We start from the raw sequence: 17304 nt of genomic DNA, 5'->3' as shown, positions 1-17304 counted from the left end.
CCGTTCCAGGGGTGTTCGGCCCCGTCCTCGGCGTCCCGCCTGCGATCCTGTGATCATGGAAGCGCACACGGGGAACACCATGGTCGCCCTCCCGCCGGGACGGGTGACCCTGTCGGACCGGCGGACCCGCCGGAGCTGGCAGGTCGAGATCACGCCCTGCGAGCTCGCGACGGTCCCGGTCACCCAGGCCCTGTACGCCGAGGTCACCGGCGGACTGCGGCCGAGCGCCACGCCCGGGGACCTCCTCCCCGTCGAGGGCGTCTCCTGGTGGGACGCCGTCCGGTTCTGCGACGCCCTGTCCGTACGGGACGGACTCGCCCCGGCGTACCGGATCCGCGGGGACGACGAGGGCGTCGAGTGGGACGCCGCCGCCGACGGATACCGGCTGCCCACCGAGGCGGAGTGGGAGTACGCCTGCCGCGCCGGCACGACCGGTCCGCACTACGGCCCCCTCGACGACATCGCCTGGTGCCGCGGCAACTCGGGCGAGCGCCCGCACGACGTCGGCGGCAGACTGCCCAACGCCTGGGGCCTGCACGACATGCTGGGCAACGTCTGGAACTGGTGCTGGGACGTCTACGACGCCGAGGTCTACGGCGCCTACCGGGTGCTGCGCGGCGGCGGCTGGTTCGACGAGCACTGGAGCTGCCGCGCCTCCGCCCGGCGCCGCAGCCACCCGAGCTACCGGGTCGACGACGTCGGCTTCCGCCTGGCCCGCTCCCTCCCCGCCTGACACCCGGGCGCGGGGGCCGGTCCCGGCGTCCCGCGGGTCCGCCCGCCCGAGCGATCCGGGGGGCGCCCCGCGACCGGACGCCCCCCCCGGCATCTGGAAATCCCCCGGCCGGCGCCCCAGGCTGGGAGCCGTGCAGAACACCGCCGAGGTACCCGACGTCTTCGACCCCCGGATCTACGCCCGCGGCCTGCCGCACGAGGCGTTCCGACTGCTGCGCGACCGCCACCCCGTCGCCTGGCAGCGGGAGTACGAGGTCCTCGGCTGGCCCCCGGGCACCGGATTCTGGGCGGTGACCCGGCACGCCGACGTCGTCCGGGTGCTGAAGGACTCCGCCGGCTACTCCTCCCGCCTCGGCGCCACGCAGATCCGGGACCCCGATCCCGCCGACCTGCCCTTCATCCGGCGGATGATGCTCAACCAGGACCCGCCGGAGCACGGCCGGCTGCGCCGCCTCGTCAGCCGGGCGTTCACGCCGGGGCGGATCGAGCGCTTCGCCGGGACGGCGCGGCTGCGGGCGCGGCAGCTGCTGCGGGACGCGCTGGAGACCGGGGACGAGATCGACCTCGTGCACGCGGTCACCGACGACTACGCGCTGCTCAACCTGACCGACCTCCTCGGTGTGCCCGCCGCCGACCGGGGACTTCTGCTGACCTGGACCGAGCGGGTCATCGCCTATCAGGACCCCGACGAACCGCCCGTGCTCGACGCGGACGGCCTACCGGTGAACCCGCGGTCCCCGGCGGCGCTCGCCGAGATGTTCGCCTACGCCCAGGACCTCGCCGCGTACCGGAGGCGCCGGCCCGCGGACGACATCATGTCCACGCTCGCGGCCTCCGGGCTCCGGGACGGCGAGCTGGAGATGTTCTTCTTCCTGCTCACCGTGGCCGGCAACGACACCGTCCGCAGCGCCGCCCCCGGAGGGCTGCTCGCCCTCGCCCGGGACCCCCGGGAACGCGCGCGGCTGTGGTCCGGCGAGGTCGGCACGGACACGGCCGTGGACGAACTGCTGCGCGTCCACCCGCCGGTGCTCTCCTTCCGCCGCACGGCCGTCCGGGACACCGAGCTGGCGGGCCGGCCCATCGCCGCCGGCGACAAGGTCGTGGTCTTCCACGCGTCCGCCAACCACGACGAGCGGGTCTTCCCCGACCCGCTCCGGCTCGACCTCGGGCGGACGCCCAACCCGCACGTCTCCTTCGGCGACGGCCCCCACGTCTGCCTCGGGGCCCACTTCGCCCGGCTCCAGCTGCGGATCCTGCACGAGGAGGTGCGGGACGCGCTCACCGGCCTCGACCTCGCGGGGCCGCCCCGGCGGCTCGTCTCCAACTTCGTCAACGGCGTCAAGTCGTTGCCGGTTCGGGTTCGGGCTCGGGCTCGGGGGCGGGAGCCGTCCGCGCCGCCCGCGTGACATCGGCGACCAGCTCCACCACATCGGGCCCGTACGCCTGGGAGTTGACCACCTTGAGGAGCAGCACGAACGGGCCGGAGCCGTACTTGCGCGCCAGCTTCTCGTGGTGCCGGGAGAGGTACCGGGTGGCGGCCTGGTTGGTGATGGCGCGCTGGCCGCAGAAGAGGAACACCGGCCGGCCGCCCTCGCCGCCGGTGAGCCGGGCGAGCACGACGTACTCCGTCAGCCCCTTCTCCGGGCGGTAGGACTCCCCGCCGACGACGAGCGCGGCCCGGTCGGGATGGTCCGGATCGGTGTCGACGTTCATGGTCAGGCCCGGCAGGAGCGAGCGGAGATGAGCCGCCATCCGCCGATTGGAGTACGGGCCGCCGAGGCAGAACTCGGTGCGGTCGCCGAACCCCTGCCGGGCGAGATCGTGCTGGACGATCTCGGCGTTCGCCCCGCAGTCCTTGATGAGCGCGGCCAGTTCGAGCAGCGCGAACACGTCGAAGCGGTGCACGGCCCCGTCGCTGCCCGCCTCCCGGTTCACCACGAGCAGGCACGCGGCGCCGCCCGGCAGTCCGAAGAAGGCCTGCTTGCGACGGAGCTTGCGGCGCCAGAGATAGGTGCGGGTGAGCCAGCCGAGCGTGGCACTGACGCCCGTGGCGAGCACGCCCAGCACGACGTTGCGCAGGTCTTCGTTCATGGGCGCGCATGCTAGCGGGCGGGCGGTCGGTTGTTCGAGGCGGTCCTGACGGGGGCGCCCGTGGGAAGTTACGCTGCGGGGACGGCTGTTGACTGGAGGTAGGGATGCGTCGTTCCGCCACACGGACCGTGCCGATTCTGGCCGTCGCCGCGACGGTGCTCTCGGTGGGGGCCGCGGCTCCACCGACACCCGCGCCGGCGACGCCGGTCAAGGAGCCCGTCGCCGTCGGATACGGCGGCGCCGTCGCGAGCGTCGACGCCGACGCCTCGGCCGCCGGCGTCGAGGTCCTGCGCAAGGGCGGCAACGCGGTCGACGCCGCCGTGGCGGTGGCCGCGGCCCTCGGCGTCACGGAGCCCTACTCGGCGGGCATCGGCGGAGGCGGCTTCCTCGTCTACTACGACGCGAAGAGCCGCACGGTCCACACGGTCGACGGCCGGGAGACGGCGCCGCACACTGCGGACGCGAACCTCTTCGTGGAGAACGGCAGGCCGATCCCCTTCGAGGAGGGGATGACCAGCGGCCGGGGCGTCGGCACGCCGGGCACCCCGGCGACCTGGAAGACCGCCCTGGACGCCTGGGGCAGCAAGCCGCTGCGCGGGCTCCTCGAACCGGCGAGCCGGCTGGCCCGCGACGGTTTCACCGTCGACGCCACCTTCCGCGCCCAGACGGCGTCCAACGAGGCCCGCTTCCGGGACTTCCCGGCCTCCTCGGCCCTCTTCCTGCCCGGCGGGCGGCTCCCGGAGGTCGGATCGGTCTTCAAGAACCCCGACCTGGCGCGGACGTACGACAAGCTGGGCCGCGAGGGCGTCGGGGCCCTCTACCGCGGGCCGCTGGCCCGGGACATCGTCGACACGGTCCGCACGCCCCCGGTGCGGGACGGCGCCAGCCGCGTCGTCCGCTCCGGCGACCTGACGGAGCGTGACCTGGCCGGGTACGCGACGGAGCGGCGCAGGCCCACGAAGGTCTCCTACCGGGGCCTCGACGTCTACGGCATGGCACCCTCCTCCTCCGGCGGGACGAGCGTCGGCGAGGCGCTGAACATCCTGGAGGGCGGCGACCTGTCCGGCGTCTCGCCCGCCCGGTACCTCCACCGCTTCATCGAGGCGAGCCGGATCGCCTTCGCCGACCGCGGCCGCTGGGTCGGCGACCCGGCCTTCGAGGACGTGCCGGTCAGGGAGCTGCTCTCCCAGCGCTACGCGGACTCCCGGGCCTGCCTGATCCGCGACGACGCGGCTCTGACCAGTCCGCTCCCGCCGGGCGACCCGCGACACCCCGCCGCCTGCGCGAGCGCGGGCGCGGCGGTGCCGACCACGTACGAGGGCGAGAACACCACGCACCTCACGGTGGCCGACCGGTGGGGCAACGTCGTCGCCTACACGCTGACGATCGAGTCGACGGGCGGCAGCGGGATCACCGTCCCGGGACGCGGCTTCCTGCTCAACAACGAGCTGACCGACTTCTCCTTCGCGCCGGCCGACCCGGCCGTCCACGACCCCAACCTGCCCGGTCCGGGGAAGCGGCCCCGCTCCTCGATCTCCCCGACGATCGTCCTCGACCGGCACGACCGCCCGGTGCTCGCCCTCGGTTCCCCCGGCGGCGCGACGATCATCACCACCGTGCTGCAGACGCTGACCGGCGTCGTGGACCGCGGGCTGCCGCTCGGCGACGCGATCGCCGCGCCGCGTGCCAGCCAGCGCAACCAGGCGACGACGGAGCTGGAACCGGCGCTGTGGAACAGCCCGTTGCGCGCGGAACTCGAGGCCATCGGGCACCGCTTCCGGCAGAACCCGGAGATCGGCGCGGCGACCGGTGTGCAGCGCCTGCCCGACGGGCGCTGGGTGGCGGCGGCGGAACCCGTGCGCCGGGGCGGCGGCTCGGCGATGGTGGTGCGGCCCGCCGCCCGGTAGGGGCGCCGCGCCGACAGCGCCGGGGACGGGCGGCCGGGTGGTGCGGCCCGCCCGGCTCGGGCCTCGACGGGCCCGGCGCCGCCCCGCGAGGGGCGCGTGCCGGCCCGCGCCCGAGCCCGTCGTACCGGGCGGCGACCAGGTCGCGGCCGCCCCGGCCTACAAGGCCGTCAGGATGCGCGGGCCGTCCGCCGTGATGGCCACCGTGTGCTCCGCGTGCGCCGCGCGGGAGCCGTCGAGCGTGCGCACGGTCCAGCCGTCGGCGGCCGTGTAGTGCTCGTCGTCGCCGCCGGCCAGCAGCATCGGCTCGATCGCGAGCACCATGCCGTGCCGCAGCGGCATGCCGCGGCCGGGGCGGCCCTCGTTGGGGACGCCGGGGTCCTCGTGCATGGTGCGGCCGATGCCGTGGCCGCCGAAGCCGTCCGGGATGCCGTAGCCGGCGCGGCGGCAGACGCGGCCGACGGCGTGCGCGATGTCGCCGATGCGGTTGCCGACCACGGCCGCCGCGATGCCCGCCTCCAGCGCCTCGTACGCGGTCTCGACCAGCCGGGTGTCCTCGGGCCGGGCGCGGCCGACCGTGAAGCTGACGGCCGAGTCCCCCACCCAGCCGCGGAGGACGGCCCCGCAGTCGACGGAGACGAGGTCGCCGTCGGCGAGGCGCTGGTCCCCCGGGATGCCGTGCACGATCGCGTCGTTGACGGACGTGCAGACGACCGCGGGGAAGGGCACCGGAGCCCAGTCCGGGTGGTAGTCGAGGAAGGGCGAGCCGGCGCCCGCCGCGGTCAGCACCTCGCGCGCGGCCCGGTCCAGTTCCCGGAGGGTCACGCCCGGCGCGGCCTTCTCCCGCGCGGCCGCCAGGGCCTCGGCGACGACCCGCCCCGCCTCCCGCATGGCCTGCAGGGATTCGTCTGTCTTGATCTCAACCATGCCAATTACTATACCGGTATTAGAATGGCGTCATGGTTCGCACACCCCTGACCCCCGAGGAGCGCGAGCGCGGCGAGCGCCTCGGCCTCCTGCTGCGCGAGGCCCGCGGCGGCCGGTCCATGGTCGAGATCGCCGCCGCCGCCGGGCTCTCCGCCGAGACCCTGCGCAAGATCGAGACCGGCCGGGCGCCGACCCCCGCCTTCTTCACCGTCGCGGCCCTGGCCCGCGTCCTCGGCCTGTCCCTGGACGAGGTCGTCGTCCGGTGCGCGCTGGTGCCGGTCTGACCGGGCGCGGGAGGGCATCGGGAGGTGGGGTGGACCGGGCCCGGAGTGCGACGCGGGGGCGCGGACCCGGGGGTCCGCGCGGCGCCGTAGTCTCGGCCGCATGATGCCCGAGGAGCTGCGGCGTGGCCGCTACGTCAGCCTGACCACCTTCCGCAAGAACGGCACGGGGGTGGCGACACCCGTCTGGTACGCGGTGGAGGGTGAGGTCCTGTACGCCTGGACCCGCAGCGACTCCTGGAAGGTCAAGCGGCTGCGCAACGACCCCCGGATCGTCGCGCAGGTCTGCGACCTGCGCGGGAACGTGGCCGAGGGTGCGGTGCGCGTCGAGGGTACGGCGCGGCTCCTGGAGGGCGATGAGCTGCGCCGGGTGCGGAAACTGCTGGCGCGGAAGTACACCTGGCAGTTCTGGCTGGTGGACTGGCCCGCGATGGTCGCCCGTCTCGGCAAGCGGCCCCACACGGGCATCGCGGTCACCTTCTGACCCGTGGGGCCGGTCCCGCTCCTGGAGGCGAGGCGTTCGCCGGTGCCCCACCCCGCCGCCGCCCTCCTTCCGTCGCCCTCCTCCTGCTGTCCGCCTCCTCCGTTCGCCGACGGACGGGCTCCGCCTGAAAACAGTCCGTAGCCGTTCCGTAACACGACTGGGGTCGAATACCCGTGGACCGGAAGGTCCCAGTCGAGTGCGCGGGCGGTGCGGACGGTATGACGGTGTATCAACTCCCGTCGGAGGTAGGTGCGTTCGCGCACTACCTCCGGGACCTGGCGGCGCGTCTGGTGCCGGGCGAAGGCTGGTACGGCGTCTTCCTGGAGCGCGACCCGGAAGGGCTCCGGGCCTGCTTCGACGGGACGGAGATCCTGCCCTGGGACGTCGTCGAGTCGCTGCTCCAGGACGCGGGTGACGACGGCACCGGACCCGGGGCGGCGCGGGCCAGGGCCCTGCACGGCGCGGCGGCCGCGGCCCACGACCGGCGCCCCGGCGGAGCCGACGCGCTCCGTGAGCGGCTGGGGGTGATGGAGCGGGAGCGGTGGTACGCCGAGAGCCGCACGCGTGAACTCGCCGAGCGGCTGCGGGCGGCCCCGGCCGCCGCGGACGCGCCCCGGCTGGACAACGAACTCGCCTGGTCCCGCGACGACCACACCCGCGCCACGGCGCGCATCGCGGAACTGACCGCACGCCTCGCCGCCCTCACGCCGCCGCGTGCGGGCGGCGCGACCGCTTCCGGTGCCGACGCGGAGGAGCGCCGGCCGCCGACGCGGAGCCAGGCGGCGCCCAAGCGGCGTCCGCGGGGCGCCCGGTACGCCTGGCTGGACGAGACGCAGGACGTGCAGGAGGCCGTCGCGGTCCCCGTGCTGCCGGTGAGCGGCACGGCGCCCCGCGGGGCACGTTTCGGCGGCGGTGAGGCGGTCGCGGACGAACCCCGCCCCGCGATCCCGGCCGAGGTCGCCGCGGAGGCGGCGCGCGCGGCCGCGAACGCCGTCTACGCGCTCCGGCGGCTGCGCGCCCAGGGCCGCAGCGGCGAGGCGCACGCGCTCCTGTGCGAGGCCCTCGCCGGGCCGCCCGACTGGCTCCCCGCGGTCGCCGCGGAACTGCACCGCGTCGGGCTCGGCGCCGACTGGGCCACCCTGCTCTGGGAGGCCGCCTCGCTGCCGCCCGGCCGCCTCGCCGCCGTCGCCGGCGCGCTGGCCGACGCCGGCCGGGAACAGGACTGCGACCAGCTGCTCCGCCAGGGCATCGCCCGCCCCGTCGAGGAGCTCGCCGGTGCCTGCGCCGCCCTGCACGCCGAGGGGCACCACCGCGAGGCGCACGCGCTGCTCACCGCGTTCGTCCGGGCCCGCACCCCCGAGGACGCCGCCCGGCTCGCCGCCGCCGGTCCCCACGGCCTCGTCCCGGAACTCCTCGCCGCGGGGCGCGCGGTCTCCCCGGCGCGGGAACGGGACCTCCTGCACGCCCTCCGGGTCGCCGGACTCGCCGGAGCCTGACGTACCGGAAGAGATCCGGACGTGTCGGTGAGTGTCCGACGTGGACCACTCGGGTATGAAACATGATCGACTCCGGCGGTTCACGGCGGCGGTCTTGCTCCGGGGTGTGACGGGGCTTACGTTCTACCTCCTACGCACCGCGTCTACGGGCGTAGAGGCTCTCTGACGCCGCGCCGAAGGAGCAGCTCATGACCGACGTCGTACGCGCCGCACTCGTCCAGGCGACCTGGACCGGCGACACCGAATCCATGATCGCCAAGCACGAGGAGCACGCCCGCGAGGCGGCCCGGCAGGGTGCCAAGGTCATCGGGTTCCAGGAGGTCTTCAACGCCCCCTACTTCTGCCAGGTGCAGGAACCGGAGCACTACCGCTGGGCCGAGCCCGTCCCGGACGGGCCGACCGTCCGCCGGATGAGCGACCTCGCCCGCGAGACCGGCATGGTGATCGTCGTCCCGGTCTTCGAGATCGAGGACTCGGGCTTCTACTACAACACCGCCGCCGTGATCGACGCGGACGGCAGCTACCTCGGCAAGTACCGCAAGCACCACATCCCGCAGGTCAAGGGCTTCTGGGAGAAGTACTACTTCCGGCCGGGGAACGCCGGCTGGCCGGTGTTCGACACCGCCGTCGGCAAGGTCGGCGTCTACATCTGCTACGACCGGCACTTCCCGGAGGGCTGGCGCCAACTCGGACTCAACGGAGCCCAGTTGGTCTACAACCCGTCCGCGACCTCGCGCGGGCTCTCCAGCTACCTCTGGCAGCTGGAACAGCCCGCGGCCGCCGTCGCCAACGAGTACTTCGTCGCCGCCATCAACCGCGTCGGCCAGGAGGAGTACGGCGACAACGACTTCTACGGCACCAGCTACTTCGTCGACCCGCGCGGCAGGTTCGTCGGCGAGGTCGCCTCCGACAAGACCGAGGAGCTGATCGTCCGCGACCTCGACTTCGGCGTCATCGACGAGGTCAGGCAGCAGTGGGCGTTCTACCGGGACCGCCGCCCCGACGCGTACGACGGGCTGGTGCAGCCGTGAGCAGCCTCCACGACCGCCACCGCGCCGTCATCCCCGACTGGGTCGCCCTCTACTACCGCGACCCGCTGGAGATCACCCACGGCGAGGGCCGCCACGTCTGGGACGCCGAGGGCCGCCGGTACCTCGACTTCTTCGGCGGCATCCTCACCACCATGACCGCCCACGCGCTGCCCGAGGTCACCAAGGCGATCAGCGAGCAGGCCGGGCGCATCATCCACTCCTCCACGCTCTACCTCAACCGCCCGATGGTGGAGCTGGCCGAGCGGATCGCCACGCTCTCCGGCATCCCCGACGCCCGCGTCTTCTTCACCACCTCCGGCACCGAGGCCAACGACACCGCCCTGCTGCTCGCGACCGCGTACCGGCGGTCCTCCCAGATCCTGGCGATGCGCAACAGCTACCACGGCCGTTCGTTCTCCACCGTCTCCATCACCGGGAACCGGTCCTGGTCGCCCACCGGCCTCTCCCCGCTGCAGACCCTGTACGTGCACGGCGGAGTCCGCACCCGCGGCCCCTACGCCGGGTACGGCGACGCGGAGTTCATCGAGGCGTGCGTGGCCGACCTGGAGGACCTGCTCGGCCACACCCGCGACGTCGCCGCGCTGATCGCGGAACCCGTCCAGGGAGTCGGCGGCTTCACCTCCCCGCCCGACGGCCTCTACGCGGCCTTCCGCCGGGTCCTCGACCGGCACGGCATCCTCTGGATCACCGACGAGGTGCAGACCGGATGGGGCCGCACCGGCGACCACTTCTGGGGCTGGCAGGCGCACGCCGAGGCCGGGCCGCCGGACATCCTCACCTTCGCCAAGGGAATCGGCAACGGCATGTCCGTGGGCGGCGTGGTCGCCCGTGCCGAGGTGATGAACTGCCTGGACGCCAACTCCATCTCGACCTTCGGCGGCTCGCCCGTCACCATGGCCGCCGGCCTCGCCAACCTGGGCCACCTGCTGGAACACGACCTGCAGGGCAACGCGCGCCGCGTCGGCGGACTGCTGCTCGAACGGCTGCGCGGTGCCACGGCCGGCATCGAGGCCGTACGGGAGGTCCGCGGCCGCGGCCTCATGATCGGCATCGAGCTCACCCGCCCCGGCACCGACGAGGCCGACCCGGCGGCGGCGTCCACCGTCCTGGAGGCGGCCCGCGAGGGCGGTCTGCTCATCGGCAAGGGCGGCGGCCACAACACCAGTTCCCTGCGCATCGCCCCGCCGCTGTCGCTCACCGTCGCCGAGGCCGAGGAAGGCGCCTCGATCCTCGAACAGGCCCTCCGCTCGCTGTAAGGACCCGACCCCAACCCAGCCCGGCCCATGTCAGGGGGAGACCCGTGAGTACCCGTACCCTCATCCGCGGCGGTCTGGTCGTCACCGCCGCGGACGAGCTGCACGCCGACGTCCTGATCGAGGACGGCCGCATCGCCGCCCTGGCCGCCCACGGCTCGGACGTCGCCGCCGGCTGGACCGCGGCGCGGACCATCGACGCCACCGACCGCTACGTCATCCCGGGCGGCGTCGACGCGCACACCCACATGGAGCTGCCGTTCGGCGGTACCTCGGCCTCCGACACCTTCGAGACCGGGACCCGGGCCGCGGCCTGGGGCGGCACCACCACCATCGTCGACTTCGCCGTGCAGACCGTCGGACACACCCTGCGCGAGGGGCTCGACACCTGGTACGCGAAGGCCGACGGCCGGTGCGCCATCGACTACGCCTTCCACATGATCCTCTCCGACGTGAACGAGCACACGCTCAAGGAGATGGACAAGCTGGTGGAGGAGGGCATCACCTCCTTCAAGCTCTTCATGGCCTATCCCGGCGTCTTCTACAGCGACGACGGCCGGATCCTGCGCGCCATGCAGCGCTCCGCCTCCAACGGCGGGCTGATCATGATGCACGCCGAGAACGGCATCGCGATCGACGTCCTCGTCGAGCAGGCCCTCGCCCGCGGCGAGACCGATCCGCGCTACCACGGCGAGGTGCGCAAGGTCCTCCTGGAGGCCGAGGCCACCCACCGGGCCATCCAGCTGGCCCGGGTCGCGGGCGCGCCGCTGTACGTCGTCCACGTGTCCGCCGACGAAGCGGTCCGGGAACTGGCCGCCGCCCGCGACAAGGGGCTGAACGTCTTCGGCGAGACCTGCCCGCAGTACCTCTTCCTGTCCACCGACAACCTCGCCGAGCCCGGCTTCGAGGGCGCCAAGTACGTCTGCTCCACGCCGCTGCGCCCGCGCGAGCACCAGGAGGCGCTCTGGCGGGGGCTCCGGACCAACGACCTCCAGGTCGTCTCCACCGACCACTGCCCCTTCTGCTTCGCCGACCAGAAGGAACTGGGCCGCGGCGACTTCTCCAAGATCCCCAACGGCCTCCCGGGCGTGGAGAACCGGATGGACCTGCTGCACCAGGCCGTCGTCGACGGGCACATCACCCGCCGCCGCTGGATCGAGATCGCCTGCGCCACCCCGGCCCGCATGTTCGGCCTCTACCCGCAGAAGGGCACGATCGCGCCCGGCGCCGACGCCGACGTCGTCATCTACGACCCGCACGTCCGCCAGACCGTGTCGGCGACCACCCACCACATGAACGTCGACTACTCCGCCTACGAGGGCCGGACCCTCACCGGACAGGTCGAGACGGTCCTCTCCCGCGGCGAACTCGTCATCGACAAGCGCGAGTTCACCGGCCGCGCCGGGCACGGCAGCTTCACCCCCCGAGCCACCTGTCAGTACCTGAACTGAGCCGCACCGAACCGAACCAGGAGGTCCCGACGTGGACTTCGGACTCGTCCTGCAGACCGACCCGCCCGCCTCGGAGGTCGTCGGCCTGATGCGCCGGGCGGAGCGCAACGGTTTCCGCTACGGCTGGACCTTCGACTCCGCCGTGCTCTGGCAGGAACCCTTCGTCATCTACAGCAGGATCCTGGAGCACACCACCAAGCTGCACGTCGGCCCGATGGTCACCAATCCCGGGACCCGCACGTGGGAGGTCACCGCCTCGACCTTCGCCACGCTCAACGACATGTACGGCAACCGGACCGTGTGCGGCATCGGCCGCGGCGACTCCGCGATGCGCGTCGCCGGCCGCAAGCCGAACACCCTGGCCCGGCTCGGCGAGGCCATCGACGTCATCCGCGACCTCGCCGAGGGGCGGGAGGTCAGCGTCGACGGCAACCCCCTCCGCATCCCGTGGGTGAAGAACGGCCGGCTGCCCGTGTGGATGGCGGCCTACGGGCCCAAGGCCCTCGCGCTCGCCGGGCAGAAGGCCGACGGCTTCATCCTCCAGCTCGCCGACCCCTTCCTCACCGAGTGGATGGTCAAGGCCGTGCGCCAGGCCGCCACCGACGCCGGCCGGGACCCCGACGCCCTCACCGTCTGCGTGGCCGCGCCCGCGTACGTCGGGGACGACCTGGCGCACGCCCGCGACCAGTGCCGCTGGTTCGGCGGAATGGTCGGCAACCACGTCGCCGACCTGGTGAGCAGGTACGGAGAGCACTCCGGAATGGTCCCCGAGGAGCTCACCGCGTACATCAAGGACCGGCACGGCTACGACTACAGCCACCACGGCCGGGCCGGGAACCCCTCCACCGACTTCGTCCCCGACGAGATCGTCGAGCGCTTCTGCCTGCTCGGACCGGTCGAGGCGCACATCGAGAAGCTGCGCCGGCTGCGGGACATGGGTGTGGACCAGTTCGCCGTGTACGCCATGCACGACGCGAAGGAGTCCACCATCGACGCCTACGGCGAGGAGATCATCCCGGCGCTCGCCGGCTGACCGACCGGCCCGCCTCCTCGACGGGGTCGCTCCACCCCGGTGCGTCGGGGCCGGGGCCGGCCCCGTCGGCGCGCGGCTCCCGCCCCGCCCGGTTGAAGGCGTCCAGCGCCTCCACCAGCGCCACGCGGCGGGCCGGCGGGAGCCGCCGCAGGACCGTGCCGATGACGGCACGGCGGCGGGCGGTCACCTCCCGGACGACCCGGCGGCCCGACACCGTCAGGGTCAGTTCGGTCTCGCGGCGGTTGACCGGGTTGTGGCGACGGCCCACCAGACGGGCCGCCACGAGGCGGTCGACCATGCGCAGCGCCGTCGACGGCTGGACGTCGAGGTGCTCCGCGAGGTCGACCAGCTTCGCGGGGCCGAGCGCGGACAGCACCACCAGCATCCTGAACTGCGGCAGGGTGAGGCGGTGTTCGACCGTGCACAGGGAGCGGGCGGCGATGGTGACGAGGAGACGCGAGGCGGCGAGGACCGCGTCCGTCACGGTGTCGACGTCCGCCTCGTCGGGGGCGGCCTCGTCGGGTACCGGTTCCTCCGGTGCGGGTTCCTCCGGTGCGGGTTCCTCCGGGTCGTCCACGGCGGCGGCCGTTCAGTGCACCGACTGGAGGAACGTGCGCGTCCGTTCGTGCTCCGGGTTCTCCAGCAGGTCCACCGGCGGCGCCGACTCCAGGATCCGTCCGTGGTCGAACATCAGGATGCGGTCCGAGACGTCCCGCGCGAACCCCATCTCGTGGGTCACGCACAGCATGGTGAGGTCCGTGCCGGACGCGACGTCCCGGAGCACGTCGAGGACCTCCGCCACCAGCTCGGGATCCAGCGCCGACGTCACCTCGTCGAGGAGCAGGATCTCCGGCTCCATCGCGAGCGCCCGGGCGATGGCCACCCGCTGCTGCTGACCCCCGGAGAGCCGGGTGGGGTGGGCGTCCTCCTTGTCGGCGAGCCCGACCGTGGACAGCAGCTCCCGGCCGCGTGCCCTGGCCTCGTCCCGGGACACGCCCAGGACGTGCACGGGCGCCTCGGTGATGTTCTCCAGGACGCTCATGTGGGGGAACAGGTTGAACTGCTGGAAGACCATGCCGATCCGGCGCCGCCGCGGGGCGAGATAGCGCTCGTCCGCCCGGACCAGGCCCTCCTTCCGCCCGGAGGGCATGTGGGAGAAGGGCCGGCCGTCGACGTGGATGACGCCGTCGGTCACCTGCTCCAGCGTCATGAGCAGGCGCAGGATCGTGGTCTTGCCGGATCCGCTCGGCCCGATGAGGGTGACCCGCTCACCTCGTTCGACCGTCAGGTCGAGGTCCTGGAGCACGGTCAGGTCGCCGAAGCGTTTGGTGACGCTGTCGAAGTGGATCATGCCGGGAGCCGTGGGCGGCAGGTCCTGGGACGTGGTGTCAGCGGGCAAGGCGTACCTCCAGTCGTCGTACGAGCACGGACGTCGGCCAGCTCGCGAGCAGGAAGACGGCGGCGGCCAGGGTGAAGCTCTCCAGGTAGGCGAAGTGCGTGCTGCCGTAGGTGTTCGCCTCGTGGACCATCTCCTGCACCGTGATGACGGAGAGCAGCGGAGTCTCCTTGAACATGGAGACGGCGTAGTTCCCGAGCGGCGGCAGCACGTTCCGTACCGCCTGGGGGAGCACCACCGCCCGCCACACCCGCCGGCGCGGCAGCGACAGCGCGGTGCACGCCTCCCACTGGCCCTTCGGGACGGCGTCGATGCCCGCGCGGTACACCTCGGCCAGGTAGGTGGCGTAGTGGACACCGAGGACCAGGACGCCGAGCGTGAGGGCGTCCAGCCCCGGGACGAGCACCCAGGCCGCGAACAGCTGCACCAGCAGCGGCGTCGAGCGGACGAAACCGGTCGCCGCGCGCACGGGGAGCGCGATCAGCCGGGCGCGGCTGCGCAGCCCCAGCGCGAGGACGAGACCGAGCACGGCCGCGGCGGCGAAGCCCAGGACGGTCGCGAGCAGGGTGACGCGGAAGCCGTCGAGGACCACGGGCAGTGCGGCGCGTGCCGCTTCGCCGTCCCACATCACCGACCACCTTCCTGACCGAGCCGCCGCTTTGCCGCCCGTTCCGCCGCGTTCATGGACAGGCTGAGGACGGCGGCCATGCCGAAGTAGAGGAGGAGCAGCAGCAGGTAGGCGGCGCCGGTGCTGCCGGTCGCGGACCGCAGCTGGTCGACCTCGAAGGTCACGTCGGCCACCGTGATCAGGGACAGCAGCGGGGTCGCCTTGAGCAGCTGGATCAGCAGGTTCTTGAAGGGCGGGATCATCAGGGCGTGCGCCTGCGGCAGGACCACCCGTCGCATCCGCAGCGCCGGGCCCATGCCGAGCGCGATCGCGGTCTCGGTCTGGGTGCGGGGCACCGCGTTCACGGCGCCCCGCACGACCTCGGCTCCGTAGGCACCGAAGTTGAGCCCGAGGGCCACGACGGCGCAGGCGAGCGGCTCCAGCTTGAAGCCGAGCATGGGCAGCGCGAAGAACAGCCAGAAGAGCTGCACGTACAACGACGTGCCCCGGAAGAACTCCACGACGACCCGCACGGCGCCGCGCACCACCGGCCGCGGCGACAGCGAGGTCAGTCCGAGCGCGTAGGCCAGGACCAGCGCCAGGGTCGCGCCCAGCAGGGTCGCCTCGACGGTCACCAGGAGCCCCTCGCCCAACCGCGGCAGAGCCCGTACGAGTTCGGGGACGAAGTCAGCCATGTCGGAGGTCCCTCACGCGGCGCGGCACAGTTCGGCCGTGCGCAGGTCCCGGGGCGGCACCTCGCGCTCGGTGAAGCCGAAGCGCCCGATCAGTCCGACGTAGCGTGCCCGATCGCCCGTGATCTTCGCCAGCTCGCGGTCGAAGGCGTCGCGCAGCCCCTTCGCGCCCGGCCGGAAGACGGCGCCCCCGGGGCTGAACTGCCGCACGCCGTCGACCACCGGGACGAACGGGTCCAGCACCTCGATCGCGGCGCCCGCGTTCGTCCGCGCGAGCCACCGCAGGGAGATGCCGGTCAGCGCGAACGCGTCGATCCGGCCGGCCAGCAGGGCGTCGAGTCCGTCCTGCTGCTTGGCCAGGGTCTTCACGGAACCGTCGGGCACGCCGGCCGCCTCGGCGTACGACGTCTCGACGGCGGCGGTCAGCACACCGATGGTCGCGCCCTTCGCCGCACAGGACGCGAGATCGCTCAGGCCCTTGGGATTGCCTCTGCGGACCATCAGCGCGGTGGGCGAGACGAACTCGGGCTCGGAGAAGATCACCTTGTCGCAGCGCTCGGGCGTGATCGCCATGCCGGCGCTCACGACGTCGAAGCGGCCGGCCAGGAGCCCGGGGATCAGCGCGCCGAACTCCGTCAGGGTCGGGCGCAGTTCGGGTATGCCGAGCGCGGTGAAGATCTCGCTGTGCAGGGTGGGGGCCTCGCCCGAGAGCTTCCCGCCCTCCTGGAAGCCGTACGGCGCCTCACCGGCGAACCCGACCCGGACGAAGCCCTGTTCCTTGAGCGAGGCCAGCAGTCCGCCATCGTCGGTGGGGGCGCCCGTGCCGGCCTGGGTGCGGCTGCAGGCGGTCAGGAACGCGGGCGTCAGGGCGGCGCCGCCCAGCAGTGCCGTGCCGGTGAGGAAACCCCGGCGGCCGAGGTTCGCGGGAGGAGTCATGTCCTGCCTTTCCGGTGGGGTGGGCCTGGGACGGGGGAGGTCACCCGACGGGCGTGAAGTCGTCCGAGGCGATGTACGACGGGCGCCGGACGGGGGCCGAGAAGGGGAGTTCGGGCAGGTTCTCGACGCTGTTGAAGACCAGGAAGACGTTGCTGCGCGGGTAGGGGGTGATGTTGTCGCCCGAACCGTGCAGCGCGTTGCAGTCGAACCAGGTGGCCGACCCCGGGGCGCCGGTGAAGTGGCGGATCCCGCAGGCCTCGGCGAAGGTCGTGAGGGCCTCGTTCGAGGGCGTCCCGGCGTCCTGCATCTGGAGGGACCTCTTGTAGTTGTCCTCGGGGGTGGCGCCGGCGCAGCCCAGGAAGGTCCGGTGCGAGCCCGGCATGATCATCAGGCTGCCGTTGGTGGTGTGGTTCGGCGTGAGCGCGATGGACACCGACACGGTCCGCATCTGCGGCAGGCCGTCCTCGGCGTGCCAGGTCTCGAAGTCGGAGTGCCAGTAGAAGCCGCTGGCGCCGAATCCGGGCTTCACGTTGATCCGCGACTGGTGGAGGTACACGTCGGAGCCGAGGATTTGGCGGGCGCGGCCCACGACGCGGGGGTCGGCGGCGAGCCGGGCGAAGACCTCGCTGATCCGGTGCACCTCGAAGACGGAGCGGATCTCCTGGGAGCGGGGCTCGACGATGGACCGGTCGTCGTCCCGCATGGCCGGGTCGCCGACGAGCCGGTCCAGCTCGGCCCGCAGCTCCGCGACCTCGTCGGCGGTGACGAGCTCGTCGACGGTGACGAACCCGTCGCGCTCGTACTCCTCGAGCTCACGGGTCCAGAACGGGCCAGGGGTGCCGGGGTCGGACCACACCACGGGGTCCTTGCGGCCGACGAGAGCCTCCTGGGCTCCGCGCGTGGGGTAGAGGTCGACGGGACGGGTGGGGGCGGCGGTCATGGTGGTGTCTCCCTTTCCGGTGGCGTGCG

The 17304-nt window shown here is 73.2% G+C and carries 18 protein-coding genes; 10 read left to right on the top strand and 8 right to left on the bottom strand.

The features are described from left to right. The first annotated feature begins 55 nt into the window (after positions 1-55). Positions 56-733: a formylglycine-generating enzyme family protein gene (locus ACE1OA_RS07225; RefSeq protein WP_432752495.1), complete on the top strand. Its 678-nt coding sequence runs from the start codon at positions 56-58 to the stop codon at positions 731-733. A gap of 130 nt (positions 734-863) precedes the next feature. Next, on the top strand, positions 864-2138 hold the full coding sequence (locus tag ACE1OA_RS07220) for a cytochrome P450 (RefSeq protein WP_356607314.1): 1275 nt from the start codon (positions 864-866) through the stop codon (positions 2136-2138). Here ACE1OA_RS07220 and ACE1OA_RS07215 read toward each other — a convergent pair. Beyond that, a complete protein-coding gene (locus ACE1OA_RS07215; protein WP_361313955.1) occupies positions 2071-2823 on the bottom strand; it encodes a hypothetical protein in 753 nt (250 codons plus the stop codon). The genes ACE1OA_RS07220 and ACE1OA_RS07215 overlap by 68 nt on opposite strands. A gap of 104 nt (positions 2824-2927) precedes the next feature. Between ACE1OA_RS07215 and ggt the strand changes: the two genes are divergently transcribed. Then, positions 2928-4730 carry a gamma-glutamyltransferase gene (gene ggt, locus ACE1OA_RS07210; protein WP_384870629.1) on the top strand — a complete coding sequence of 601 codons (1803 nt, stop codon included), beginning with the start codon at positions 2928-2930 and terminating at the stop codon, positions 4728-4730. 156 nt (positions 4731-4886) lie between these two features. Here the strand turns inward: ggt and map are convergent, their stop codons facing one another. After that, positions 4887-5654, bottom strand: coding sequence for a type I methionyl aminopeptidase (map, locus tag ACE1OA_RS07205; RefSeq protein ID WP_356607308.1), 768 nt, complete (start codon positions 5652-5654; stop codon positions 4887-4889). Positions 5655-5686: 32 nt separating this feature from the next. On the opposite strand from map, the gene ACE1OA_RS07200 reads away from it, so the two are divergent. From ACE1OA_RS07200 to ACE1OA_RS07170, 7 genes are all read left to right on the top strand, one after another. After that, positions 5687-5938 carry a helix-turn-helix domain-containing protein gene (locus tag ACE1OA_RS07200; protein ID WP_147981748.1) on the top strand — a complete coding sequence of 84 codons (252 nt, stop codon included), beginning with the start codon at positions 5687-5689 and terminating at the stop codon, positions 5936-5938. A gap of 100 nt (positions 5939-6038) precedes the next feature. Beyond that, entirely contained in the window at positions 6039-6419 is a 381-nt protein-coding gene (locus ACE1OA_RS07195; RefSeq protein WP_432752494.1) for a PPOX class F420-dependent oxidoreductase, read from the top strand. A 218-nt stretch (positions 6420-6637) separates the two neighbouring features. After that, positions 6638-7915, top strand: a complete 1278-nt coding sequence (locus ACE1OA_RS07190) for a UL36 very large tegument protein (RefSeq protein WP_432752493.1) — start codon at positions 6638-6640, stop codon at positions 7913-7915. 188 nt (positions 7916-8103) lie between these two features. Continuing rightward, entirely contained in the window at positions 8104-8946 is an 843-nt protein-coding gene (locus tag ACE1OA_RS07185; protein WP_356607302.1) for a nitrilase-related carbon-nitrogen hydrolase, read from the top strand. Beyond that, complete coding sequence (locus tag ACE1OA_RS07180; RefSeq protein WP_356607300.1) at positions 8943-10223, top strand: aspartate aminotransferase family protein; 1281 nt, start codon at positions 8943-8945, stop codon at positions 10221-10223. The genes ACE1OA_RS07185 and ACE1OA_RS07180 overlap by 4 nt, the downstream gene beginning before the upstream one ends. A 44-nt stretch (positions 10224-10267) precedes the next feature. Next, the gene (gene hydA / locus ACE1OA_RS07175; protein WP_356775624.1) at positions 10268-11671 is read left to right on the top strand and encodes a dihydropyrimidinase; all 1404 of its coding nucleotides are present in this window, start codon (positions 10268-10270) and stop codon (positions 11669-11671) included. A 31-nt stretch (positions 11672-11702) separates the two neighbouring features. Then, positions 11703-12704, top strand: coding sequence for a TIGR03842 family LLM class F420-dependent oxidoreductase (locus tag ACE1OA_RS07170; protein ID WP_356607296.1), 1002 nt, complete (start codon positions 11703-11705; stop codon positions 12702-12704). Here the strand turns inward: ACE1OA_RS07170 and ACE1OA_RS07165 are convergent. The 6 genes from ACE1OA_RS07165 to thpD are packed head-to-tail and all read right to left on the bottom strand — an operon-like array spanning position 12682 to position 17275. Continuing rightward, the gene (locus ACE1OA_RS07165) at positions 12682-13281 is read right to left on the bottom strand and encodes a MarR family winged helix-turn-helix transcriptional regulator (RefSeq protein WP_432752492.1); all 600 of its coding nucleotides are present in this window, start codon (positions 13279-13281) and stop codon (positions 12682-12684) included. The two genes, ACE1OA_RS07170 and ACE1OA_RS07165, sit on opposite strands and share 23 nt — an antisense overlap. 12 nt (positions 13282-13293) lie before the next feature. Continuing rightward, a complete protein-coding gene (gene ehuA / locus ACE1OA_RS07160) occupies positions 13294-14055 on the bottom strand; it encodes an ectoine/hydroxyectoine ABC transporter ATP-binding protein EhuA (protein WP_384870647.1) in 762 nt (253 codons plus the stop codon). 37 nt (positions 14056-14092) lie between these two features. Further along, on the bottom strand, positions 14093-14728 hold the full coding sequence (gene ehuD / locus ACE1OA_RS07155) for an ectoine/hydroxyectoine ABC transporter permease subunit EhuD (RefSeq protein ID WP_356607294.1): 636 nt from the start codon (positions 14726-14728) through the stop codon (positions 14093-14095). After that, positions 14728-15402, bottom strand: coding sequence for an ectoine/hydroxyectoine ABC transporter permease subunit EhuC (gene ehuC / locus ACE1OA_RS07150; protein ID WP_432752491.1), 675 nt, complete (start codon positions 15400-15402; stop codon positions 14728-14730). The genes ehuD and ehuC overlap by 1 nt, the downstream gene beginning before the upstream one ends. A 12-nt stretch (positions 15403-15414) precedes the next feature. Further along, positions 15415-16335: an ectoine/hydroxyectoine ABC transporter substrate-binding protein EhuB gene (gene ehuB, locus ACE1OA_RS07145; RefSeq protein WP_356775632.1), complete on the bottom strand. Its 921-nt coding sequence runs from the start codon at positions 16333-16335 to the stop codon at positions 15415-15417. A gap of 40 nt (positions 16336-16375) precedes the next feature. Beyond that, positions 16376-17275 (bottom strand): ectoine hydroxylase, encoded by a 900-nt coding sequence (gene thpD / locus ACE1OA_RS07140; RefSeq protein WP_356607288.1) that lies wholly within the window; start codon positions 17273-17275, stop codon positions 16376-16378. Positions 17276-17304 lie beyond the last annotated feature (29 nt).

Source organism: Streptomyces sp. JL2001 (genome assembly GCF_050917515.1).
Classification (GTDB): Bacteria; Actinomycetota; Actinomycetes; order Streptomycetales; family Streptomycetaceae; genus Streptomyces.
Note: the sequence above shows the minus strand (reverse complement) of the source record. Positions and strands in the feature narration are given on the sequence as shown.